The sequence below is a fragment of the Anaerocolumna chitinilytica genome, from assembly GCF_014218355.1.
Lineage (GTDB): Bacteria > Bacillota > Clostridia > Lachnospirales > Lachnospiraceae > Anaerocolumna > Anaerocolumna chitinilytica.
In genome coordinates this window covers 1,270,868-1,294,611 of the sequence record NZ_AP023368.1, presented here as the reverse complement: position 1 = coordinate 1,294,611, position 23,744 = coordinate 1,270,868, and the positions used below count along the sequence as shown (strand labels likewise).

Here is a 23,744-nt window from a genome sequence, read left to right as displayed (position 1 = left end):
TTATAAAATAATTTTAGTTAAACAGTTTACTTTTTGCTGATTCTAATCTTTTTAAAAAAGTTCATAAAATAATCCTTTGATACAGTCCTTCCGCTTTCTGTCTTTAAAGCCTCTTCAATAAAACTCTGCTGTGAATCCAAAGGTGTAACGGTCCCCTCCAGTTTCTGATACATTCCTTCGCTGTTTAAGACTCTTGCCTTTACTGTATCTGAAAACATAACCTCCAATATATGAAAGAGCCTTTCTCTGATATCCACATCCAAAATAGGGCAGGCAATTTCTACTCTTCTTCTGGTGTTTCTGGTCATCATATCCGCTGAAGAGATATAGATTGCTGCATCCTTTCCTGTACCAAAGCAATAGATTCTGGAATGTTCCAAAAATCTGCCTACTATACTATAGACCTTTATATTTTCTGTCCTTCCTTTAATTCCCGGAAGGAGACAGCAGATACCTCTTATTATAAGTTTGACCTCAACACCGGCATTGGAGGCTTCAGAGAGCTTCTCCATAATTTCTCTATCCGTAAGAGAATTGGATTTCATAATAATACTGGCTGCTTCTCCTCTTCTGGCCTTATCTGTCTCATTATCAATCAAAGCTATTATATTATTTTTGAAAAAATACGGGGCAACAAAAAGGTTGTTATAGTTTCCCTGAAGGTTGGCAATAGACATGTTCTTAAAGAATTCATTTGCTTCCTGGCCGATTTGCTGGTTAGCAGTTATGAGAGACAGGTCTGAATAGAGCTTGGCAGTCTTTTCATTATAGTTTCCTGTACCAATCTGAGTGATATAGAATACTTTGTTTCTGTCTCTTCTTGTTATCAGGCAGATCTTGCTGTGAACTTTAAAGCCCTCAAAACCATAAATCACCGTACAACCGGCATCCTCTAACCTCTCTGCCCATTCGATATTATTCTTTTCATCAAACCTTGCCTTCAATTCCATGAGCACTGTGACTTCTTTATTGTTCTCTGCTGCATTGCATAAATAATCAATTATCCTGGAATTACTGGACAAGCGATAAATGGTAATCTTTATGGATATTACGGTAGGGTCCTGAGCACTTTCCCGAAGCAGCTGCAGATAAGGTTCCATTTGGTCATAGGGAAAGAAAAGTAAGATATCCTTTCGCTTACACTGAGCTGTGATATTTTCCCCACTGCTTAAACAAGCCGGGAACTGAGGTCTGAAGTTAGGGTAACTTAGCTGCTTCATTACAGTCTGCGGCAAATGGTTATGCAAATCAAAAACATAACTTAATACAAGAGGGATTTCACTGGTAAAAACCTGCTCTTTGGATAAATGAAGCTTTGAAAGAAGAAAAGCACTCAATCCCTTTGTCATGTGTCCCTGGACTTCCAGTCTTACAGGGGATAGCCTGGATCGCTTTTTAATAACCTTCTTCATCCGTTCCCTGAAATCATCGTCAACATCGAAGTTCTCATCCTCCGGACTGATATCTGCATTTCGTGTTACCGATATAATGGCAGCACATTCTATTTTGTACATTCCAAAAACATCAGAAACACGCTCCAAGACAATCTTTTCCGTCATTATGTAGCCGGATTCCGTTCCCTGCAGCATATAAAATGCCGGAAGAGACTGTGATATTGGTATTAAACCAAATTTTGTCGTCTCTCCTGTGAACTCACAGATAATATAGATTCCTTTATTGACAAGATGCGGAAACGGGTGTCTGGAATCAATGACCTGAGGGGAAAGAATAGGCGCTATTTCATCTTCAAAAATTCTGTCCAACTGCTTTTTGTCACTTTTTTTCAGTTCCTTGATATCCAGATGACGAATTCCAAAACGCTTTAATTCATCCTCTACTATATGAAAAATCCGGTCCCTTTCCTTATACAAAGGCACTACTGCCTGGAAGATAAGTTCTAATTGCTGTTTAGCAGTCAGACCTGTCTTATCATCTACATTATTATCCATAAACATAAGATCAGTAAGGCTCCCGACTCTTATCATAAAGAATTCATCGAGATTGCTTGTGAATATAGATATAAATTTAAGGCGTTCATAAAGAGGTACTGATTCCTCTTCCGCTTCCTCTAACACTCTGCGGTTAAAACGAAGCCATGACAGTTCCCTATTTTGCATAAAGGAATTCTGGAAATTATTTTCCGGACGGGGCATAGACATTCTCCTTTATTATTCTTTCGTATAGATATCCTTCTCTAACACCAAATTTGCTGACAATTATCTGTTCGGCTCCATAGAATTCGGCTATGGTATCAACAGCAATTAGCCCCGGTATTATGGTGTGAATTCGGTCCGGTATAACCTGCAATATAGGAGCTATCGTCTGTTTCTTACTATTGTGAATCATCTCAAGGATTTCCTTGATATCTGAAGTCTTTACCGTAATATTGTCTTTGGGATAACCAAATATCTGATTGCTTAACTTGGCAGAAGCACGCATAGTTCCCCCGACTCCGCAAATACAGGGTATCGTCTCCTTATTAAGCTCCAGAGATTTCAGAACCTCTTTTACATGATTTCTGATTTGATCTCTCTCCTCACCCTTGGGTATAATCTTCTTGACATAATTTACATACAAGTTAAGTGAACCTACCGGCATACTGGTTGCATATTGTATCTGCCGGTCCTTAAAAGAAACCAGCTCAGTACTGCCGCCGCCAATATCCACTAAGGCTCCGTTGTTTCCCTCAAATAATTTAATGGCACCCATAAAATCTAGGGTAGCCTCTTCTTCACCGGACAACAGTTCTATTGACAGTCCGGTGACGGATTTAATATTATCAACAACCTCACGGGTATTAACAATATTTCGAAGGGAAGCAGTTGCAAAAACATGTAAATCTGCCGCATTCAAGCCAAAATTAGCAGCATATTGCTTATATTCCTCCAGAATTGTACAAGTTCTGTTAATACCGGCTGTGCTCAGTCTTTCGTTCTTTATATAATTTACAAGACCGGCCATGGTTTTCTTTTCATAGATTGACTTCAGGCTATTGTCTTTCTGCTCATAGATACATAATCTCATAGTATTGGAACCTAAATCTACAATTGCATACAGCATATCAGACCTCCTAGGCATGTTTACTTACCAAACTTCTGCCTGTCTGTCAGTCTACAATCTGTAACCATTGTATCCTGACATTGTTTTCTTTATGTAAAGCATATATTAAGGCAGTGTAAAATTGGTAGCTTAAACTAATCTTTTTCTCTTATAACGTCATATCCCTTTGTAAAAACTAATGTTTTAATGTAACGAAAGGTTTCTTCTTCTCCTTTTTCCTTTAACATAAGGAGAAGCTTATCCAGGAGTTTTTCTGTATCGGGGTGAATGAGTAAATGTTTCTTATTTGTACTAAAGTAAATATACGGGTCGCTGTCTTTATACGCTTTTTTGTTGTAAGTTCTGCAGGCAGCAATCCTGTCACAAAACATTTCTATCACAAATTTAACCGGCATCCGCATACCCGCCATAGGAGCACCTTCATTTAAGCTATAATCAATCCAGTATTCCAGATGATGCTTGTTTCTCCCCTTATGATGAAGCCAAGCCGAACTGTAACCCTTGACTTCTCTTTCAGCATTATTCGGACTTCGATTTCCCTGAAAATATTTTGCACCTACAAGAAATTCCACAGGACTATATTTTGACATATCATGCAAGAGTCCTTGTTTATATAAGCCGGCTTTAAAGCAGTATTTCATAACCAGACCTTTATGATGATTAATTGTCTTTAAATGTTGTAACCATTTCATAATTCCAGAGACCTCTTTCGATTATGTCAGCAAGTTATCAGAGATCACAGCAAAACATGCTATGACCTCTGCTTTTAAGTTTGGGTTAATTATATGCCCTAGACCTTTCTAATGCAACTATTAATAGGTAAAAACTTAAGAATCTTCACGTTTTTTATTCTTATTTGCTGAATTATCTGATTCCTTATCCGTCTCAGATAATTCTTTTGATATTTCATATTGAAACCTCTGTTCTGGCCTATATGAGCTTTTCTTTTCCCCTCTTGCTTTTTGGAACAACTTCATAAAGAAATATGAAATTCCATAAAAGCCTAAGATGGCAAGCCCTGCAATTAATCCGTCGCCCTGTCCTTTGATAAAAGGCATACAGGCAATGGCAGCAATCAGGCATAGCAGTACAAATAGAGAAGAATAAGGAAATCCGGCAAGCCTCAGCTTATCCTCCGGTTTACCATGTTTTTTTCGGAAATGAATATGGGAAGCCATAATCATTGCATAGGTAAAAAGGGAGGAAAACCCGCCTGCACTAATTAAAAACAAATAAACCTGAGGCAGCAAAAGCCCGATAAACAGCCCCAGAAGCATACATATACCGGAAAAAACAATTCCTTTATAGGGTACTTCCTTTTTATCCTTCAAAAACCCGGGTGCCTGGCCTTCATCCGCCAAGGAACGTATCATTCGTCCCAAACCAAACATTGATGCCAGCATGGTTGACAGGATAGCAGTGATCAAAACAATATTCAACACCGTCCCGGCCCAGCCAAATCCAAAGCGGTTTAAGACTGCCACCATAGGACTGGTATCTTCACGAATGTCATTTGTCGGAATCAGGAATAATAATACTCCAACTGATATAATATAAAGACTGAGCAGCAGAACTACAATTTTACGGATTGCTTTTGGAACAGTAACCTTGGGCTGCCTTGCCTCTGAGGCTGCTAATCCTACAACTTCAAAGCCGGCATAGGCAAACATGATGATTAACATACTGCCGGCAAGCCCACGAAAGCCATTGGCAAAAAACGGCTCAGACAGAAAAGCCGGACGTGTATAATTAACTGTTCCTCCTGTCGTAGTACCTTTTATCAAACCAAGTATTAAAAGCAGTGCCATTAATATAAAGGCAACAATCGTTATAAGCTTTACGCCAGCCAAGCTGCTCTCTAACTTACTCAGTCTGCTGGCTCCCAATAAATTAACCAGGGTAACTCCAACTATAATGGAAGTTCCGACGATGGTTGTTGAAATATTCGGAAACCAGTTCTTTACCAAAATAGAAATTGCAGTTGCCTCACTGGACATTGCAAGTATCATACCTGTCCAGTATACCCAGCCTGTTATAAAACCCGCTCCTTGTCCATAAGCTGCTGCCGCAAACCCTTTAAATGATCCGGCTCCCGGATTATTGGCAGTCATTTCAGAAAGGGCAAATAAGATAAAATAGACAAGAATTCCTCCTAATATATAAGAAATAATAATGGAAGGCCCGGCAGAGTGTATGGCTACTGAAGATCCCAAAAAGAAGGAACCTCCGATAACTGAGCCGATGGCCATCATTGTCAGCTGCGAGGCCGATAAGCCTTTTTCACGTTTTTCTTCCATATTAACCTCCATGGTGCAAATCAATCTATCGCGGAAATGTTAAATAAAATTATTCTTTTATAGTATCTCACTTTACAGTTAATAGATGCATGGACGTATTTTCCTTTTGATTTTTTGGAATTTATTTTTTGACGAACGGACGATGACCGGAAGGTATGTGGGGGAGTTGGGTTACTCGAGAACCTTATTCCACTAGAGCTGCAGAAAATGTAACTGACAGTCAAAATAGTGCCAAACTCGCTGTTACCATTATGTACGCGATAATTTTCTGCGCTCAAACATGGCACTATTTTTCCTAGTTACATTTTCTGCGGCTTTAGTGTCATTATGGTCCTCTCGAGACCCAACTCCCCCACATACCTTCCGGTCATCTGCTTGTTGCATGTATTATTTAAAATTATACTGTGAGTTTACTTTCTTTATAGTTTTATGAATTTATAGCTTTATGGATTTATAGCTTTATGGATTTATATTCTGTATAGCTTTATTTATATTGTTTGTTCTGTTAGTCATTCTTATTTTTTCTACTTTTTTATGTTGACTTTTTTTACTATAGTTTAAACTACAAACCATTTTATTTACTGTTGTTTATTCTTACAAATTTATTTTTTTACATTTTATTATATTTATTACTTTGTTCTACAGCCTATTACTTTTCCTTATAGTTATTTATCACTTTATTAAGTATTCTTCCGTTTTTTTCCATTTCACTTCTATATTTTTTAGTTATATAATCTATCTCTTTCTTGTAAAATCTTTCACTTTAAAAAATTCTATGCTACAATAAAAAAATCTCATATATTTACCTATATGGAAAATGGTATCTACGTATTCAGGCATTGAATTATAGTTTTACACTGGATTTTCTTTTTAGAAGGTTTATAAATATCTGCAATTACTAATTATCTTAGACAGAAGAAAGAAGAATTACTTTGAAAAAATTTGGATCAGGCTCCAGAAAAGAGCAGGTAATCAATGATTTTACAAAAGGAAGCGTGGTTGAGAATATTTTAAGGCTTGCGCTTCCCATGACTCTGGCACAATTGGTTAATGTTTTGTATAGCGTTATTGACCGGGTGTATATCGGATTGATTCCACAGAATGCAACTCTTTCTATGACGGGTATCGGCCTTACACTTCCCATCACTACTATTATTATAGCTTTTGCCAACCTCTTTGGTATGGGTGGTGCCCCTCTTTGCTCTATTGCCAGAGGCAGAGGTGACAGGGAGGAGGCGGAACGGATTATGGGCAACTCTTTTGCCCTACTGTTATTATTTTCTGTTTTTCTGACTATTCTTGGGTTTATGCTGAAGCGTCCTTTATTATATCTTTTCGGTGCAAGCAATGAGACTTTTCCCTACGCCAATGCTTTTATCAGCATATATCTTCTGGGGAATCTTTTTGTAATGGTAAGCCTTGGCATGAACAGCTTTATCAATTCCCAAGGTTTTTCCGGTATCGGTATGGCAACAGTACTGCTTGGTGCTATTACTAATATTATTCTTGATCCGATTTTTATTTTTGTTTTTCATATGGGTGTTACCGGTGCTGCTCTTTCAACGGTAATTTCGCAGTTTCTGTCCGCCTTCTGGGTCTTTCGTTTTCTTATCAGTAAAAAGGCTCTGATTCGATTAAAGTTCTCAAATATCCGTCTTCAGCTCTCCACCGTCAAAAAAATCTCCGCCCTTGGCCTGTCGGGCTTTATGATGGCAATCACAAATAGTATTGTCCAGATTGTGTGTAATAAAAGCCTTCAATTCTATGGGGGAGATTTATATGTAGGTGTTATGACAGTATTAAATTCTATTCGTGAAATCATATCCATGCCGGTATCCGGTCTGACAAATGGTTCCCAGCCGGTTATAGGTTATAACTACGGTGCGGGAGCGTATAGCAGGGTGCGCAGGTCAATCAAGTTCGTATCCGTTACCTGTATTTCCTATACCCTTGCTGCCTGGGGATTATTACATGCATTTCCTCATTTTTTTATTCGGATATTTAATCATAACCCTGCCTTGGTTCAGGCTGCCATGCCTGCTGTTCGGATTTATTTCTTCGGTTTCTTTATGATGTCCCTGCAATTCGCCGGTCAATCCGTCTTTGTGGCCTTGGGAAAGGCCAAATATGCGGTGTTTTTCTCTATCTTAAGAAAGATTGTAATAGTAGTTCCTTTAACACTAATACTGCCTCACTTTTTTAACTCCGGTATTACCGGTGTTTTTTTAGCGGAGCCTGTTTCCAATTTTATTGGCGGAACTGCTTGTTTTCTGACTATGTTAAATGTTGTATTAAAAGAGTTAAAAGAGAAGGAGCAAAACTGATGCCCCCCTAATATCACTCTTGATGATTATACATCGTAAAATAAAGGTCCTTATTCGCCATAAGCGTCTCATGGGTTCCTGATTCTACAATTTTACCTTCCTTTAAAACATATATTTTATCAGCATTTTTTATACTGCTTAATTTATGAGTAATGGTTATTACAGTACGATTCCTTGATATTCCATCAATAGCCTTTAAAACCATATCATCAGCCAAAGCATCTAATGAAGAGGTCGCTTCATCCATAATTAGTATTGGGGCGTTTTTTGCAAATTCTCTTGCTATACATAACCGTTGCTTTTCACCTCCTGACATCGATTTTCCCTTTTCGCTAACAAGCGTATTGACGTCTAATTGCCAATCTGAAATAAAAGAATCCGCATATGCATCATTAAGAACTTTCTCTATTTCCGAAAGTGTTAAAGCTTTACCTTGAGATATGTTTTCATAAACAGTTCTGCCAAACAAATAACTATCTTGCTGTATATAGCTAAAAAAATCTCTTACTGTATGTAAGTCAAAGTCTGTTATTGGCTTTCCACAAAGATAAATACTACCCGTGGAAGGCTCTTCAAGCCTCATTAAAAGATTAGCAAGAGTACTTTTTCCAGATCCACTAGGACCTACAATAGCTATGTGTTCATTAGGATATACTGAAAAAGTAATATCTTTCACTGAATATTGGTCATCGTTGTTATATGAAAATGATACCCGATTAAACTGAATAATCGGCATAGTATCACATTTTCTCAAACTGTCTTTATAATCGTTAAAATTACTCTCATTAAAAGATGCTGACTCCTCATCTCCTGGTATGTTAAGAAATTCCTGAATCCGTTCCGCTGCTCCAACTGAAATGTTAAACTGAGGAAAAAAGGTTCCAATCGTCATACAACTTGATGCAAAGAGGTTATATAGCATGATAAATGCAACAATTATACCAACTGTACACTGTCCCTTTAGAATTAATATCCCACCTACAAAATAAATCACTGGTGTTCCTAATGCGTAAAGATAGGAACTGGCTGTACGTCTGAATATATCTGCAAATTCTCGCTTATTTTTCACCTGAATTAAGTTTGAAATAATACTTTCAAATCTATCCTGCTCATATGCCTGACTATTGTGTACTTTAATCACTCTTAATCCCTGAAGAGTATCAAAAATATCTTTATTATACTTTGAACGTACTTCAGCAAAATTTTTATATAATTCTTTTAGGGGATAAAAAAATTGAACGCTAACATAACCTATAGCAATTATAATCGCGCAAATCGCCAAAATCTGATTCATACGAATCATTAAAATCAGCACCCAAATTCCTTGTATTATTGAAAAAACGAAACCTATCAAGTTATCACACATCAGACCGTCCAATGAGTCAGCATCATCATTCATTCTAGAACTGATATAACCTGTCCCCATTTCTTCTGCTTTTCTTGAAGATAATTGCATGCTTTTTCTGAATATTTCCTTCTGGATGTTTTTTATTACTCTGCCTCTATGAATAGTGTATGTTCGTTTTTTAATATATTCAGTAATGGATTTTACAGAAAAAACAATTATCCAAAGTACACCATAGAATAAAGTTTTTTCATTTTTAATTGCATATATAACTTTATTAATAAACATTTGAGCTAAAATAGGTTCCGACAGATTAAAAAACAAGATAAGTACAGATGTACAAAAAAGAATAATAATATATATTTTTTCATAATAAATAATTCTCATTATGCTTTTTATATCAAAGTAATTTTTATTCATTCATTTACCTATAATTAACTGCATTTTGAATTTTCTTTCCCAGTTACAATGAATTAATAAACATGAATGGTTCTCTGGATCAAGTCAATATTGTTTGCCAATTATCCTCTGAAAGTGTATACAAATGTTAGTAGAAATTTTTTTGTGTTCTTCTCAATATTGTACCAAATTATTCCTTTTAATATATGCACTATTTTACTATGCTTTATGAATTATTTACTTGTTTCCTTCCTTAAGAATTTATCGGCAAAGCCTAGTACTAAGTGGCAAATTTATATTAAATAAAACTATGTACTTAAATAGCCAGAGGAACATTTATCAATGTCTCCTCTGGCTATTATATATTTTAAATATTACTTTACTCAAACCTCGCAATGAATAAGTACCTATGCACCTTGATAATTCAACAAATACTAGTTTTAAAATAGAATAATAATAAAATTACTGTAACTATCCGAAGATTTTTTACAAGATTTCATCTTTCTTTGGCTCTCAATATTGCCTACTTTGCATAATCCTGCCAGATACTCAGCTTTCCTGAGCTCCTCGTGCACTTTTTTCAGACAGTATGACCATCAGACAAAGGAAGAAAAGCAGTGCTGCCGGATAAAGCAGGAAAGTAGTAGCATTGGCTATTGCTCCGAAAAGCGGAGGCATGAAGGTTGCCCCGATATAAGCAAATGCCATCTGCATTCCCATCAAAGACTGGGATATTACCTTTCCAAATCGCCTTGGAGTCTCATGAATCAAGCTGGGATAAATAGGCGCACAGCCAAAGCCCATCAAAAGAAGACCAGCCATTAAAGTGAAGCTGCCGCCAGGAAGGAACAACAGCAATATACCAATGAAGATGATTCCTTCTCCAAATCGAATCATAGTATGATTGCTAAACTTCATAGTAACAAACCCTGCCAGAAACCTTCCTATCGTAATACCCAGATAAAAAAGAGATACATACTTCGCAGCTGTTTCCGGAGCTATTCCCTTCGAGAAGACAAGAAAACTGCTTCCCCAAAGTCCTGACGTGGATTCCACCGCACAATAGCAAAAGAAGGCAAATAGAGCCGGCAATACCCCTTTCTTTTTCAGAATCTCACTTCGGCTTAATTCAACACCATTTTCCTCTTCCTCTGCTTCTGCCTCCTGTTTCACTTTTTTCCAAAGGGGCAGGGAAATAAAAAGAATCACGGAAAGCCCTAACTGAATCAGTCCAATAGTCCGGTAACCCAAGTCCCATCTTCCCTGCTCCTTTATAAAGGACGCCATAACCACTGGTCCTAAAGTAGCCCCTACTCCCCAAAAACAATGGAGCCAACTCATATGCCTTGCTTCATAATGGATGGCTACAAAATTATTCAGAGCTGCATCTACAGAGCCTGCTCCAAGCCCTAAGGGTACCGCTAAGAGACAGAACCAAATGAAATTATGAGAAGCTGCAAAGCCTAGGAGTGCAGCAGCGGTCATAATAACACTGATTGCCGTTACCAGTCCTGTTCCAAGCCTCTTTATAATTGTTGAGCTAAAATAACTGGAAATAATGGTTCCTCCGGAGACTATCATGGTTACAATTCCAGCATAGGATACCGGCACATGAAGTCCCGGCTGAATGGCAGGCCATGCGGACCCAAGGAGGGAATCCGGAAGACCGAGACTGATAAATGCAAGATAGATAATAATTAGTAATAGTAATGTCATTTTATAAACCCTTTCTTGATAAGATATATTTATTGCCCGTCTGCTCTAAGATAAAGCGTATCATTCCCTGTTCAAAGTCTTCTTCAAACTGCTCGGATACCACCACATAGGCATCAAATTTTCCATTTAAAAGAATCCTGACATACTCTTTTATTCTTATAGCATCGCCTTCTTGAAAGAAATCACCATACAGAACAAACTGCTCCGGCGCAATAACGCATGCAAAGGAAGCGACTAATTTGCCGATATTCTCTGCTGTCTCTTCTCTGCTGCTGTAATTAAGTTTAGGCCAGTCAATTCCTAAGGGCATTGTTCCTATCTCACCGGCAAAGCTTTTATAACCGGTATAGACTTCTCCGCTAAGCACTAGTCCCGCTCCCGGATTATAGAGTCTTGGAAAATAAATGCCGGCAACATTTCGAATACCGCCAGCCCCTTTGTAATGAAAATAACCGTTCACAGCTGCATTTACATCATTTACAAAGATAACAGGGACCTTATATCTCTCCTTGTAATGGGACATGAACTCTTCACCGATTAATCTGCTATAATCATTTATCGTAACAATTCCTTCCTCTTCTTCTCCCGGCAGTCCAAAACCGATGATTGAAACAGATTCTACTTTTTTAATACCTCGGTCTATCATCTCTTCAAAACTGTCGATATGAATATCTTCTATAAATGTCTCTTCACGATAAACAATCTCTCCCGACAAATCAACAACCGCCAGGTGAATGCAGTTCTTATTCTCTTTCTGATGGCCGAATACTACAATCCCATGACTAAAGTTAACATTATAATGGTAACTGAGAGAAGGACGTCCTCCATTGGATGGAACCATCTCTCCTTCAAATACTTCGCCTTCTTTTATCATATCTGCCAGCAGCGAATTGACTGTTACGACACTAAGCCCGGTCTTAGCCGCAAGCTCCTGCTTTGTTGCCTGACGGAGCAATTTTAAGCTCTCCCTGACTAGATTTTTATTCACTTCTTTAATAAGAAGGGTATTGCCGCTTAACATTATCTCACCTCCTTGAAATCACTAGTTATAATTAAAGGTAAATTTTATATTTAAAGTACTTTTTAAAAGATATTTAATAAGTGTCTTTAGTATAATATTTATTGCAGCAAATGTCAATCCAAAAAATTTACCTCAAATAGTATTTACCATACACATCAAAAAACTACCTTTGTGATAATTCAGTAAAAAAGTAATAGATCTTAATGTCTAAATTCATTATGAAATCCCAATACACTATATCCTCTCGAATAAGTACCTTAAAAATAATACCCTGCATATATTGGAACTAATAAAAGAAAGCAGGTTCATGCTATGCCTAATAGCGGAAAAGCAGACAATCAATTGAATCTGGCTCTAGATGTTCCGGAAGATGTAAGGGCCAAAACCCTTGACTTAAATGTCGGTTTTATACCGGAGGTTAAAATATGGGAGCTAATTGTAAAATACAGCGGTGATCTCTCCCGGGTTGCCAGTGATTTAGGTGCTACCGTAGTTCCTCTCCAGAATGAGTATGCGATTATCACTCTCCGTCAGGATCTCATCCCCAAACTTACCGGTTATCAGGAAATCGAATTTATTGAAAAACCAAAGCGTATATTTTATTCCGTAAACCAGGGAAGAAGCGTCTCCTGTATCAATCCCTTACAGACTGCCCAATATAATCTCTTTGGGAACGGAGTAATCGTTGCTGTTATTGACTCAGGAATTGATTACTCCCATCCTGACTTTCGAAACCCTGATGGAACCACTAGAATTATCGAACTCTGGGACCAGACAATAGAAGGAACTCCGCCAGCCGGTTATGCCATAGGTACTCTCTATTCCAGAGAACAGATTAATGAAGCCCTGAAAGCTCCTACCCAGGCAGAGCAGCTTGCTATCGTTCCCAGCGTTGATTTGTCCGGTCATGGAACACATGTGACCGGAATCGCTGCCGGTAACGGCAGGGCAAGCAACGGGGTGTATCGGGGTGTTGCATCCCAAAGTGATCTGCTGATTGTAAAGCTTGGTTCCTCCATCAGTAATTCCTTTCCCCGTACCACCCAACTAATGCAAGGAATTGACTTTTGTGTGAAACGTTCTCTGGAGCTTAATAAGCCTATGGCAATTAACATCAGCTTCGGTACCAACTACGGCTCTCATACCGGAAATTCACTTCTGGAAAATTACATGAGCGAAATTGCAAACAGAGGAAGGATTAATATCTGTGTCGGTACCGGAAATGAAGGCACTACCAGCAAACATACCAGCGGAATCCTGTCTATGGCTCCTGGAGCAGCCCGAGAAATCGTAGAGCTTGGTGTAGGTGAATATGAATTCACCTTTAACCTTCAGATATGGAAGAATTTCTATGACAAGTTTGATATTACCCTTATATCTCCCGGAGGTACGAGAGTTGGCCCTATTCCCGAGAGACTTGGCACCCAGCAGTTTCGAATTGGCCCAACAGAGATATACTTATTCTATGGAGAACCGCTTCCCTACAATGCCCAGCAGGAAATCTACCTGGAATTCATTCCTGTAAACGATTATGTAGAAACCGGTATCTGGTCGATTGAGCTGGTTCCAAGAAGTATTGTTGTGGGAAATTATGATATGTGGCTTCCCTCCGGCGGTGTGCTAAATCCACAGACTGCTTTTCTGCGCCCGACTGAGGTAACTACTCTTACCATACCTTCCACCGCCGAGAGGGTAATTTCGGTAGGTGCTTACGACGGCTCCAACGATAGTCTGGCTTTCTTTTCCGGACGGGGATTTCCAAGAAACGGCTTTCCAATTAAACCTGATCTGGTAGCTCCCGGTGTAGGTATTAATTCCTGTGCTCCCGGTGGCGGCTATAGAGTCCTTTCCGGAACCAGTATGGCAACTCCTTTTGTTACAGGAAGTTGTGCTCTTATGATGCAATGGGGTATTGTGGAAAATCACGACCCGTATATGTACGGAGAGAAAATGCGTGCTTACTTAATAGCCGGGGCAAGGCAGTTAAGCTTTGAGCCTACGTACCCTAATCCGACTTTTGGTTATGGTGCTTTGTGCTTGCGGAATTCTTTTATGTTGACACAGTGATGTTTTACACAGAGAAACAGGGGCTGTTGCAAAATTAAATACTTTATTTTTTAATATATAAAACTATTCCGATTATTATCCAAACAATTCCTCCAATTCTATATATTATTAGGGATGTACTACTAGGTTGGGCGCTATCTTGAAATTTCCAAAAATTCGAGATATACCATGATACTTTTGGAAAAACAGTAAAAATAACGCCCAATATCAACAATAAAATCCACATAGTATGACCCCCTTACAATCATTTCCCTTGTTTAGCAATTCTCCACTCAAAAAGCATCTTTAATTTTCTCTTCTCCAATCATATACATCTTTTTTAACCATCAAGGAATGTCCATTTATAACAACTGTATCTTTATCCTTCCATTCTACTTTAGCTTCTGTTTCTCTATAATTCCAGTATATAGTTTTAGGTTTTTTATTCCCTATATTATATTTCAATTCACCGCGTATACAATATGCAACTGTAGTGCCACCATTGACCAAATAAGCTTTCAATGTGTATTCACCATTTGGCGAAACTACCTCTGATATTAATTCTCCCTTGGGTAGTCTGTTCATATCATAGAATGCCCAGTATATACCATATAATGCTATTACACAAATGATTAATAAAATAAATCCAACTCTTACAGGTTTTTTCAGGTTAATCCACTCCATTTAAAAATATATGATCTTAGCGAACAGTCGGCTCCAATAATTTACTTAAGACCAATTTTGGGGTTTTTATATATGGTTATAACTGTTACGTATGTTTATTAGTAGGTTAATTAAAATCAAATTCAACTACACCGCAATAGTCAACAGCGTCTCCACCTGCTAAACATCGAATTAACTCGCCATGTGCAACAACAATAAACTTGCTATACCTAGAGCTATAACTTTTTAAGCATTCGGTTGCCCTATTGAGCACCTGTTGTGCTGTTTCCCAATTTTTCTTTTCATTTGCAGGATATAATCCATTATTTAAGCGATAATCTTTATATGCATTACTAGCTTCTTTATGTGATTTATATTGGAAGGTCAAATCCGGTTGCCACTCACGCAAATCCATCTCAACAATTACATCAAGTTTTGTTTCAATAGCGATATAGGACGCGGTTTGTAGTGCTCTTGGATATGGAGAGGCCAATATAATCTCAGCATTATCGAAAAATCTACTCTTAGCAACATTCTTAGCTTGTTCTATACCCATAACAGATAGCGGAGCAAGCTCCATGCCTTGTCCAATAAAATTTCGCTCTTCGCATGGTCGGTAATTAGGTTCTCCATGTCTTACCATTATTAATTTCATAATAACCTCCCGGAATTGTTCGTTTAGATTTATTTCGCTTTCATAAGAGAATATGAATTAAAGATTATGCTCATTTTACAGAGCTAAACATTAGAATAATGTATTAAATCAAGTTCAAAATTGTTTCTTTTAAACCCATTTCTTTCTATATATGTTTGTTTTAATCCAATTTTTTTCAATACAGCTGCACTTGCTGGGTTTTCAGATACTGCTTCTGCTTTAAAAATGGCATTTGGGTATTCCTTTAAAACATATTGTACTATTACACTGGCTGCTTCACTTGCATAACCGCACCCCCAGTGAACACGAGAAATCTGATAATAAAGCCCGTAAACCAAATTTTCTTTATCCATACAAATACAACCAATCATACCAATAGCTTTATTATTTAGCAGAATAACAAATCGGTCCATGAAGTCTTTGTTCGTTCTTATTATCTGTTGTTCAATTAAGTTAATACATTCATCAATGGTGGTCAATAAAGGTGTAAATGTGTATTTTATTACTTCAAAATCGCTCCATAGTTCAAAGAAATCCTTTGCATATTTAACATCAAATCCAACCAAGTCAAGCCGTTTTGTTTTCAACATACTATGCCTCCAAGAACAAATAATCTTACTTCGCGATAGCAAACATTAATGAGTTACCAACCCCATACAAATTCATATTGTTTAATTTAATATTGCTATTTTACTCTTTCCCATTCATTTGTTCCGCTTATTTTTTGCAATTTCAACTTGTATTCATCATTTCCGCTGTAAAAATATATTTCTTCACAGAATGGATCTAATTTAACCTGAAATTCATTTTTAGCACCGATAACACTATTTAAGCCGTATGTTGAATAAAAAGTAATAAGTTTTTTATTTCCGTCTTCCGTCGTTTTAAGCGTTCTAATATATCCCATACTACTTGCTAAACCAACCTTAAGTTTAATTACATCTCCACCTTCGGCTACCGAGTAATCAGTTATCATAACACTTGTAACTTTTCCCCCGGTACTTATTAATAGCAAACCAAATACTATTATTAATGAAAGTACAGCAATAACTCCAATTTTCTTTTTCACCGATAATCCTCCATCAACATTTTTGGTGTCAGTATGTAAGTCATACATTCAATTCAAATATGCTATTAAAGGCTTTACTATATAAATGAACTTAATTAATAATTTTTTGCCTAGCAATTGATTAAGTGCTTAAAATTTATACTCTAAATAATATTAATGCTGCTCCTAATGTAAATAACAAGAGATATATTGCCCACCCAACACTGGTGAAACGCTTCCCTTTAATCAGAATTTTTCTGCCACACCAAGGACATCTAACATCCCTGAACTTAACCTCAGCATCACAATATTTACACGTATATAATTTCATTAGACATACCTCAAGTCTGTTTTGTTAAATTATACCATAAACCAATACTGGATTGCTATCATTAACATTATGTAATCTACGGTGGGTTATATTTGTAGTCCGGAAATCTCAATTATTATAGTGAAATACATACTTCTCTTATTTAATATCACCAGTTGCACCTAATTTTCTTCACGAATTACGCGGCGAATCCTGCTAAGAGAGACCGGAGTAATGCCGAGATACGAAGCAATGTGTATTTGGTTTACTCGTTTCTCTATACCGGGATACATTTGTTTGAAGTCAATATAGCGTTCAGTGGCGTTTTTATTGACAAGACTCGTTTCACGAATAATCTTATGTTTCATAGCTTCTTCCAGCTTTTGGACATACAACCATAAAAGCTGGTTATTTATTTGCATGCTTTCCCTTAATTTCCTTGTATTAATGGATAAAACTACGCAGTCTTCCAGAGCCTCATAGCTGCATACTTGTGGCTTGTCTGTTGTCAAGAAGTTCGATGCATAGCTCTGATTCTCAAAAATGAAGTGATGAGTTATATCATTGCCTTCTTTGTCAAGATAGAACCCACGAAAAATACCAGAAAGCAAAAAGAAAGCTTCCTCTTCTGCAACAATAAGTTTACCCTTAGGAATCGTTATTGGGTGATTAACGTCGACAATACTGCCTAGAGTATCAATATCTATATATTTCGTGTATTTAATTATGTTTTCCTGAATCCTAGCCTGAATTGATACGTCCATATTAACCTCCATATGCTACACATTAGCGTATATTTAAAATAAAAATGAAATTGTTCTTTCATTTTCATACATCATTCATTCTAAAAATTATAGCTTTGATATATCTGCTTAAATATCAAACATTACACCGGTAAGTTCTTCACTCAGCTGCCAGAGTCTCTTCGCATAATCTGGATTAATAGCCCACGGACGTACACCATTGGCTTTTAGACTGTCTTCCGGGACTTCTTCTGCAATGTTGCAATCTTCACAATAAACACCACCCATTCCTTTTAGTTCATCACTAGTTGCACACCATACGGAAGTTGCTGCACCTTGTTCAATGGTTTTAAATTCATTAGCAAGCTCATTCACAGAGGTCTTTTTTTCCTGAGAAGTTTTATTCGATTCCACTTTTATTTCTTGTTTGGTAGCTTTTCCGTTCTCAGAAAATCTGCCAAGGTTAGTAGTTGGAATTAATCCGGGGTGAACTGCGAAAGCTCTCACGCCATACGCTTTACCAAGCCTGTCAAGTTCGAGGGCAAAAAGGATATTCGCTGTTTTAGACTGTGCATATGCTTTCCATTTATCATATTCTGTATGTTCAAAGTTCAGATCATCAAAGTTGACACCGCCAAGTCTCTGAGCCCGTGAAGAAACAGCAACAACCCTGGCATTACCAGATTTTTTGAGTGCCGGCCAAAGTTTTGCTGTTAATTGAAAATGCCCTAAGTGATTTGTTGCAAATTGGGATTCATAGCCTCTCTCATCTCTCATCAGGGGCGGAGCCATAATACCGGCACTGTTAATTAAGATGTCTAGCTGCCTTCCGGAAGAAAGGAATCTATTTGCGAAATCATTAATAGAAGAGTACTTCATAAGATCTAAGGCTTCTAATTCTATATTAGGGATTCCAGCTAATGCCTCTTCCGCTTTTTCAACCGTTCTTGCCGGGACTATGACTGAAGCACCTGCTTGTGCTAATACCCTGGCTGTTTCAAGGCCAATCCCTGAATAACCTCCGGTGACGATTGCGGTTTTCCCCCTTAAATCTAAATTACCGATAACATCTGCTGCTGTTGAAAAAAAGTTAAATCTTGAGTTTATAGGTGCCTGAATTGTATTTTTCATATATTTTAATCCTTCCAATCTGATGTCGAGAAAAATGGATTTACTTTTCTAAATACCACCTCGCATAGTAATTGTAGCACTTTGGTGGTTTTAAGTATTAACATATGATAAGAGCATGTATAATAACAAGAACGTATCTCACTATTATATATTACACCTTTTCTTACTCTTAAAGAATATTAACCCACCACAAATAATATAAAAAACGAAAACTATAATCCCAATTGGTATTTCATTGATAATTTGTCCTGTATCCTGTGTTCCCATATAAATCATATGAATTGCAGGTAATACACCTAACAAACTACCCCAAAAAATATTTTTACTTAAAAGAATACCACTTATTAAAAAAAGAATTAACCAAACAGCTGCAACAGATGAAATAATGCTAATACCGCCACCGATCACTACTAAGCCATAAAAAACTGAAAAGATAATTGTAGGTATAAAATATACTGATTTTCTCACTTTCATATCCTCCAACAATAAAAATAATTCGAAGTTATCGTACTCTTTTCAGATAAACCATATCAACCAGTTGTTTTCCTTCCTCAAACATTGGGTGGTCATAATTATCTATAAAAAAATTTTTTATTCTATGCGATTCTGTAAAACCGCAGATATTATAAAAAGAAAGGATTGAATGACAGTCGCCAGTACCGCCAAACATAACATTGCAGTCAGAATAATGGACAAACAGATATTCTATCAGGCTTTTCCCATAACCTCTTCGTTGATACTCTGGTAAAACAGCAATGTTTTTAAGCTCATAAATACCATCGGCTTCTTTGGTTACCACACACTCTGCTTTTATACCATCATCCTCCAAAACAAACATATCACCATTCTCAAGGTATTTATCTATCATGTTTTCCTGTTCGTCAGCCAGTAAAAGCAAATCCATATATTCTTTTTTGACACCCATAACCTTTTTAATAACCACTTTTTATCTCCTCTGCAGATAATAGTCGATATGTATATTTTCTATATTGAGTATTGAGAAAGCTGTTTTTATTCACCATCCAGGTAATTTACTTCAGATTCAATTTTAAATGATTTCTGCATGTCTCCTGTCATAATACGTACGTTACCTGAATCGGGATATAAAATTACATCTGGTGAGGCTATTGTATCAATATCAAGATAATAAGTCGGTTCATTTGAATTATTGGTCAACATATGTGCACCATTTTCATTTGGTGGTATTGTAATTACATCACCCTCACATACTTCAATATCACCTTTTGGTGTTTTTAATGTTGCAGTTCCAGATATTATATAAAAAACTTCTTCTCTTCCAAAATGCTGATGATATGGATAATTACTTTTTCCGGGTTGTAATGCATAAAAATTGATATTGAGATTCCCTTCTCCGCTTCTATATGGTGAAACAACGTCGCTTCTTTGAAATTCAAAAGATTGTTTGTGCTTTCCATTCGGATCATAAACCTGATTCAAATTAACATTCCGGTATTGTGCTGTCTTTACATTCTTAATTACCATATCTTGCATGTTAAAACCTCCTTAAATAAAAACTCTCAAGATAAAACCCCACCATAAGTTATAAATGTAAACTATATTCTGAAATGTATATCTAATCAGTTTACTTATAATACTGTGGTTATAAAAACTGGAATGGCTACCATTAAGTTCCCCACAATTAATTAGATTACCATTAACGACCGTATAGACTGTGTACTAATAAGCAGCCTCACAGTCACCTGTCTTTAATATAAATTCTGGAAATCCATCTTGATTCATATCATATAAACAATACTGACAATTTAAAAGATAAACACCATATTTATGGTTGTTAGTGCCGTCACCTAATGTAATTGTATCGGTAGCTATCCCCTTGGAAACTCAAAATCCAATGTAAATTGGATTTATATAGATCTCAGGTCATCCAATTTTTTCGCCATTCTATATGCATTACTAAGAAATTCTTGAATTGATAATTTTTCATATCCCCAATTCATAGGTTCTAGAGCAGTCGCACCTTTATAACCAATAGATACAATTTTTTGCATGACCATTGTCCATTCTATATTCCCATCAAAAGGTAATTGATGCTGATTTCTCTCACCACCATTATCATGTAAATGAATTGCCATTAAACGGTTTCCGTATTTCCCTAGCAAGTCATCTTCATTAGCATAATTTGCATGATGGCAGCTGTCGTAGCAAAACCCTATTTTTTTAGAATCGCTAGTATCTAAAATATGAGATACATTATGGATATTCCTTAGATTTTCAAATGCAATATTCACATTATTTTCTTCTGCCCGATTTGTTATTCTTTCAACTCTTTCCATCCCCAATTTATTTATTGGATATTTATCATCTGGTAAATGTATGACCATTGAAGGTATATCATATTCTGAACAATCATTAATGCATTGTAAATAACATTGAAATACACTTTCTCCATCCAAATTATCCAATGAAAAATTATTTTGATACTGGACTGGTGTATGTATATTCTCTATAAACAGTCCTACATTTCTTGCATAATGCACGCCCTCTCGATAACCAGTTCCTCTTCCGAACCCCTCACTCCACCATAGCATAACACAATCAAACCCGGCCTCTTTTATGAGTTTATATCTATCTCTGATAGATACATCATATCCCAACCAATCATATATTCCCACCATCACTAAATTTCTCCATAAATTATGATTTGTTTAATCTTTATAACCTTCATATAAATACAACATTTGCTCCATGTAACTTTCTGAGTGAGCATTAAAAATCTCTGCACCAAAGGATTCGCAATACATTTCTGCGTTTAAAAACTATTTTTCACGTAAAACTTGAGTATAATTTTTCATGACTTCCCTCCTACAAAAATAAAAAATCCTCAGTCAAAACTGCTTGATAAATTCAAATTTGTATACGCACCAGGCTTTACTTCATAAACATAATGGGAAGTACTAACGGAAGCATAATATGTAAATAACATATTTCAATCTACAATAAACAACTTAGCACCTTTTTCTGTGTATGAACGGTGCGGATTGCTATCTTCGGCAACTTGATAACTCATCCCTGGCATTAATGTGAATTTCCTTCCATCATCAAGTTCCGTTTCTAATTCACCCTCCAGGACTAGAAGTACATGTCCGCGCTTACACCAATGATCTGCCAAATATCCAGGTGCATATTCTACCATACGAACCCTTATATTTCCCATTTCAAAAGTGCGCCAATAGGCATCCCCTGTAATTCCTGCATGCCTGGTTGGTTTTATTGTATCCCAGTCAACTGTACAAAATGGTACCTCTCGAATTTCCATTTGATTTTCTCCCTTTCATTCTATATTTTATTCATGTTTTACAACACCACAACATACATAATATCCGAACAGTCTCATATACTATTCGCTTATGTGCCTCCGCAAATTATAACATTGCATTTTACCAGTTTATAAATTAAACCAATAAAATGGTCTTTTCTTAAACAATTGAAATCCACATTTCTCTGCAACAGCCTGTGACTTGACATTGGATTCAACGCAATCCCATTGTACAATGCAACCGATACGAATACACGCATTAACAAAATAAGCCGTAAGTGCAGTAGCAACCCTTTTTTTCTATGCTCTTCCAGAACTTCAATATCAACATCAATGATATTTGAGAATCTTGCAGAACCAAAAATAATACCAACGATTTTTTTCTCTTGTATTGCAACAAAACATTTACTATATTCTAAGAAATCCTCCTGACAGTACCATGAATTATTTAAACGTTCAAAGAGCATATCCTCATTTTCATATTTCTCTCTCTTTTCTAAAAAACTTCTATCTACTTCTAAGATTGTATACGACTGCAAAGTGACATTATAATTACATTTATCTAATTTCCTATATGAATATTCTTCTTCTGAATGTAGTTTCTTATCTGAAAAAATATCCAACATTGCTTTACGTAATTCAACATCCTCTGTGGAAAATTCAAATTCAAAAATATTCTTTTTCTTTAATGAAGAAAACACTGATTCAAAGAATATTCTTGCTTGTTTCCTTTTTTCATTAGGAATTCTACCAACAACTCCACAGCCACCGACACAATAAGAGTACATTATATCCAAGGCCAGCGGTTCATCCCTATAAGACCATGTTTCACCTTTGCATATGCCAGTTAAAATACCATACATACTAGGATTTTTCCCATCTATCACATTATCACTGTCGTCATTCATCCTACATACTCTCCACAAATTTTAGTATATTTGCATTCTTTTTCTAGTTTGTATATTTTTCTAACTTATCTATTATAGATATAATAGGAAGATTGTTCGCTAGTATGTGTGTAGTTTCTATTTACTAACAAGCATTTTATTACTCGTAACTCTTCGTATTTTCTTTTTTAGTTAATAGGAACTCTAAATGTATGTCAGCTGGACTTTGTTCGTATAATGATGGTATAAGTTCCGTTGTATACACACATCCTAATTTACGGTATATTTTTTGGCTTTCTTCTGACGAACTAGCTACTATATATATTTTCTCACATATATAAGATGAGGCAGCTTCTACACATAAATCGAATAATTTTCTCCCTATGCCCTTACCTCGATATTCGTTTGATACATGAAATTCGACTAACTCTATATACTGATTATTCGATCCCAGCAATGTACCATTTATTGCGGAAAATCCAATAAGTTTATCACTATCAAAAGCACAGAATATTCTACCACCGTTTTGAAGAAGATTACTTAAACAACTTACTTTTCTTTCTTTTGCTTTCTCATTCCAATCTTCTATATGAGGTTGCAGTACTAGTGCATATTCTCCATTTTGCATCCGACACCAATCATTTGTAACTTCTTGGTATCTATTAAAATCTTTTAATAAATCATTATGTATATCCTGTTCGTTAAGTTCTCTGTATGCTATATCCATAGTAATTTTCACCTTACTTTTATTTTAAGTTCTGTTTCTTTCTATCTATCCCTATTTGTGAACAAATGAAGCAT

The 23,744-nt window shown here is 36.4% G+C and carries 23 protein-coding genes; 2 read left to right on the top strand and 21 right to left on the bottom strand.

What is annotated here, in order from left to right:
* Positions 1 to 26: 26 nt before the first annotated feature.
* The 4 genes from ppk1 to bsdcttw_RS05600 form a co-directional block, all read right to left on the bottom strand.
* The gene (gene ppk1 / locus bsdcttw_RS05615; RefSeq protein WP_185258407.1) at positions 27 to 2,153 is read right to left on the bottom strand and encodes a polyphosphate kinase 1; all 2,127 of its coding nucleotides are present in this window, start codon (positions 2,151 to 2,153) and stop codon (positions 27 to 29) included.
* Positions 2,134 to 3,060: a Ppx/GppA phosphatase family protein gene (locus bsdcttw_RS05610; protein WP_185258406.1), complete on the bottom strand. Its 927-nt coding sequence runs from the start codon at positions 3,058 to 3,060 to the stop codon at positions 2,134 to 2,136. Before bsdcttw_RS05610 ends, ppk1 begins: the two co-directional genes overlap by 20 nt.
* Before the next feature lie 134 nt (positions 3,061 to 3,194).
* Complete coding sequence (locus bsdcttw_RS05605) at positions 3,195 to 3,752, bottom strand: DUF5662 family protein (protein WP_185258405.1); 558 nt, start codon at positions 3,750 to 3,752, stop codon at positions 3,195 to 3,197.
* A 135-nt stretch (positions 3,753 to 3,887) separates the two neighbouring features.
* Positions 3,888 to 5,357, bottom strand: a complete 1,470-nt coding sequence (locus bsdcttw_RS05600; protein ID WP_185258404.1) for an amino acid permease — start codon at positions 5,355 to 5,357, stop codon at positions 3,888 to 3,890.
* A gap of 932 nt (positions 5,358 to 6,289) precedes the next feature.
* Between bsdcttw_RS05600 and bsdcttw_RS05595 the strand changes: the two genes are divergently transcribed.
* Positions 6,290 to 7,681: an MATE family efflux transporter gene (locus bsdcttw_RS05595; protein WP_225903803.1), complete on the top strand. Its 1,392-nt coding sequence runs from the start codon at positions 6,290 to 6,292 to the stop codon at positions 7,679 to 7,681.
* A gap of 13 nt (positions 7,682 to 7,694) precedes the next feature.
* On the opposite strand, the gene bsdcttw_RS05590 is transcribed toward bsdcttw_RS05595, so the two are convergent.
* The 3 genes from bsdcttw_RS05590 to bsdcttw_RS05580 form a co-directional block, all read right to left on the bottom strand.
* Positions 7,695 to 9,446, bottom strand: coding sequence for an ABC transporter ATP-binding protein (locus bsdcttw_RS05590; RefSeq protein WP_185258403.1), 1,752 nt, complete (start codon positions 9,444 to 9,446; stop codon positions 7,695 to 7,697).
* A gap of 528 nt (positions 9,447 to 9,974) precedes the next feature.
* Positions 9,975 to 11,141 carry an MFS transporter gene (locus bsdcttw_RS05585; RefSeq protein WP_185258402.1) on the bottom strand — a complete coding sequence of 389 codons (1,167 nt, stop codon included), beginning with the start codon at positions 11,139 to 11,141 and terminating at the stop codon, positions 9,975 to 9,977.
* A gap of 1 nt (position 11,142) precedes the next feature.
* Positions 11,143 to 12,162, bottom strand: a complete 1,020-nt coding sequence (locus bsdcttw_RS05580; RefSeq protein WP_185258401.1) for an ROK family transcriptional regulator — start codon at positions 12,160 to 12,162, stop codon at positions 11,143 to 11,145.
* 312 nt (positions 12,163 to 12,474) lie between these two features.
* Here bsdcttw_RS05580 and bsdcttw_RS05575 point away from each other — a divergent pair, with 312 nt between their 5' ends.
* Positions 12,475 to 14,229: a S8 family peptidase gene (locus tag bsdcttw_RS05575; protein WP_185258400.1), complete on the top strand. Its 1,755-nt coding sequence runs from the start codon at positions 12,475 to 12,477 to the stop codon at positions 14,227 to 14,229.
* A gap of 43 nt (positions 14,230 to 14,272) precedes the next feature.
* On the opposite strand, the gene bsdcttw_RS25465 is transcribed toward bsdcttw_RS05575, so the two are convergent.
* From bsdcttw_RS25465 to bsdcttw_RS05510, 14 genes are all read right to left on the bottom strand, one after another.
* Positions 14,273 to 14,455: a DUF6199 family natural product biosynthesis protein gene (locus bsdcttw_RS25465; protein ID WP_408626502.1), complete on the bottom strand. Its 183-nt coding sequence runs from the start codon at positions 14,453 to 14,455 to the stop codon at positions 14,273 to 14,275.
* Between the two features lie 59 nt (positions 14,456 to 14,514).
* Positions 14,515 to 14,892 (bottom strand): DUF5412 domain-containing protein, encoded by a 378-nt coding sequence (locus tag bsdcttw_RS05570; RefSeq protein ID WP_185258399.1) that lies wholly within the window; start codon positions 14,890 to 14,892, stop codon positions 14,515 to 14,517.
* Between the two features lie 106 nt (positions 14,893 to 14,998).
* Positions 14,999 to 15,526, bottom strand: coding sequence for a histidine phosphatase family protein (locus bsdcttw_RS05565; protein ID WP_185258398.1), 528 nt, complete (start codon positions 15,524 to 15,526; stop codon positions 14,999 to 15,001).
* A gap of 83 nt (positions 15,527 to 15,609) precedes the next feature.
* Entirely contained in the window at positions 15,610 to 16,116 is a 507-nt protein-coding gene (locus bsdcttw_RS05560) for a GNAT family N-acetyltransferase (protein ID WP_185258397.1), read from the bottom strand.
* 95 nt (positions 16,117 to 16,211) lie between these two features.
* On the bottom strand, positions 16,212 to 16,595 hold the full coding sequence (locus bsdcttw_RS05555; protein WP_185258396.1) for a YxeA family protein: 384 nt from the start codon (positions 16,593 to 16,595) through the stop codon (positions 16,212 to 16,214).
* A 471-nt stretch (positions 16,596 to 17,066) separates the two neighbouring features.
* Positions 17,067 to 17,648, bottom strand: a complete 582-nt coding sequence (locus bsdcttw_RS05550; RefSeq protein ID WP_185258395.1) for a Crp/Fnr family transcriptional regulator — start codon at positions 17,646 to 17,648, stop codon at positions 17,067 to 17,069.
* A 108-nt stretch (positions 17,649 to 17,756) separates the two neighbouring features.
* Positions 17,757 to 18,758 (bottom strand): oxidoreductase, encoded by a 1,002-nt coding sequence (locus bsdcttw_RS05545; protein WP_185258394.1) that lies wholly within the window; start codon positions 18,756 to 18,758, stop codon positions 17,757 to 17,759.
* Between the two features lie 144 nt (positions 18,759 to 18,902).
* A complete protein-coding gene (locus bsdcttw_RS05540) occupies positions 18,903 to 19,226 on the bottom strand; it encodes a hypothetical protein (RefSeq protein WP_185258393.1) in 324 nt (107 codons plus the stop codon).
* 34 nt (positions 19,227 to 19,260) lie between these two features.
* Complete coding sequence (locus bsdcttw_RS05535; RefSeq protein WP_185259723.1) at positions 19,261 to 19,683, bottom strand: GNAT family N-acetyltransferase; 423 nt, start codon at positions 19,681 to 19,683, stop codon at positions 19,261 to 19,263.
* A gap of 86 nt (positions 19,684 to 19,769) precedes the next feature.
* Positions 19,770 to 20,270, bottom strand: coding sequence for a cupin domain-containing protein (locus bsdcttw_RS05530; protein ID WP_185258392.1), 501 nt, complete (start codon positions 20,268 to 20,270; stop codon positions 19,770 to 19,772).
* 374 nt (positions 20,271 to 20,644) lie between these two features.
* Positions 20,645 to 21,415: a sugar phosphate isomerase/epimerase family protein gene (locus tag bsdcttw_RS05525; protein ID WP_185258391.1), complete on the bottom strand. Its 771-nt coding sequence runs from the start codon at positions 21,413 to 21,415 to the stop codon at positions 20,645 to 20,647.
* Between the two features lie 311 nt (positions 21,416 to 21,726).
* Positions 21,727 to 22,056 (bottom strand): DHCW motif cupin fold protein, encoded by a 330-nt coding sequence (locus tag bsdcttw_RS05520; RefSeq protein WP_185258390.1) that lies wholly within the window; start codon positions 22,054 to 22,056, stop codon positions 21,727 to 21,729.
* Between the two features lie 89 nt (positions 22,057 to 22,145).
* Positions 22,146 to 22,964, bottom strand: a complete 819-nt coding sequence (locus tag bsdcttw_RS05515; RefSeq protein WP_185258389.1) for a GNAT family N-acetyltransferase — start codon at positions 22,962 to 22,964, stop codon at positions 22,146 to 22,148.
* Between the two features lie 139 nt (positions 22,965 to 23,103).
* The gene (locus bsdcttw_RS05510) at positions 23,104 to 23,670 is read right to left on the bottom strand and encodes a GNAT family N-acetyltransferase (RefSeq protein ID WP_185258388.1); all 567 of its coding nucleotides are present in this window, start codon (positions 23,668 to 23,670) and stop codon (positions 23,104 to 23,106) included.
* Positions 23,671 to 23,744: the final 74 nt, after the last annotated feature.

Bases quoted from the DNA above. Each gene is read 5' to 3' on its own strand.
- bsdcttw_RS05530 (WP_185258392.1), bottom strand. From the start codon at position 20,270: ATGCAAGATATGGTAATTAAGAATGTAAAGACAGCACAATACCGGAAT.
- bsdcttw_RS05585 (WP_185258402.1), bottom strand. From the start codon at position 11,141: ATGACATTACTATTACTAATTATTATCTATCTTGCATTTATCAGTCTC.
- bsdcttw_RS05520 (WP_185258390.1), bottom strand. From the start codon at position 22,056: ATGGAAATTCGAGAGGTACCATTTTGTACAGTTGACTGGGATACAATA.
- bsdcttw_RS05570 (WP_185258399.1), bottom strand. From the start codon at position 14,892: ATGGAGTGGATTAACCTGAAAAAACCTGTAAGAGTTGGATTTATTTTA.
- bsdcttw_RS05560 (WP_185258397.1), bottom strand. From the start codon at position 16,116: ATGTTGAAAACAAAACGGCTTGACTTGGTTGGATTTGATGTTAAATAT.
- bsdcttw_RS05610 (WP_185258406.1), bottom strand. From the start codon at position 3,060: ATGCTGTATGCAATTGTAGATTTAGGTTCCAATACTATGAGATTATGT.
- bsdcttw_RS05590 (WP_185258403.1), bottom strand. From the start codon at position 9,446: ATGAATAAAAATTACTTTGATATAAAAAGCATAATGAGAATTATTTAT.
- bsdcttw_RS05525 (WP_185258391.1), bottom strand. From the start codon at position 21,415: ATGGTGGGAATATATGATTGGTTGGGATATGATGTATCTATCAGAGAT.
- bsdcttw_RS05515 (WP_185258389.1), bottom strand. From the start codon at position 22,964: ATGAATGACGACAGTGATAATGTGATAGATGGGAAAAATCCTAGTATG.
- bsdcttw_RS05545 (WP_185258394.1), bottom strand. From the start codon at position 18,758: ATGAAAAATACAATTCAGGCACCTATAAACTCAAGATTTAACTTTTTT.
- bsdcttw_RS25465 (WP_408626502.1), bottom strand. From the start codon at position 14,455: ATGTGGATTTTATTGTTGATATTGGGCGTTATTTTTACTGTTTTTCCA.
- bsdcttw_RS05580 (WP_185258401.1), bottom strand. From the start codon at position 12,162: ATGTTAAGCGGCAATACCCTTCTTATTAAAGAAGTGAATAAAAATCTA.
- bsdcttw_RS05605 (WP_185258405.1), bottom strand. From the start codon at position 3,752: ATGAAATGGTTACAACATTTAAAGACAATTAATCATCATAAAGGTCTG.
- ppk1 (WP_185258407.1), bottom strand. From the start codon at position 2,153: ATGCCCCGTCCGGAAAATAATTTCCAGAATTCCTTTATGCAAAATAGG.
- bsdcttw_RS05510 (WP_185258388.1), bottom strand. From the start codon at position 23,670: ATGGATATAGCATACAGAGAACTTAACGAACAGGATATACATAATGAT.
- bsdcttw_RS05535 (WP_185259723.1), bottom strand. From the start codon at position 19,683: ATGGGTGTCAAAAAAGAATATATGGATTTGCTTTTACTGGCTGACGAA.
- bsdcttw_RS05565 (WP_185258398.1), bottom strand. From the start codon at position 15,526: ATGAAATTAATAATGGTAAGACATGGAGAACCTAATTACCGACCATGC.
- bsdcttw_RS05575 (WP_185258400.1), top strand. From the start codon at position 12,475: ATGCCTAATAGCGGAAAAGCAGACAATCAATTGAATCTGGCTCTAGAT.
- bsdcttw_RS05550 (WP_185258395.1), bottom strand. From the start codon at position 17,648: ATGGACGTATCAATTCAGGCTAGGATTCAGGAAAACATAATTAAATAC.
- bsdcttw_RS05600 (WP_185258404.1), bottom strand. From the start codon at position 5,357: ATGGAAGAAAAACGTGAAAAAGGCTTATCGGCCTCGCAGCTGACAATG.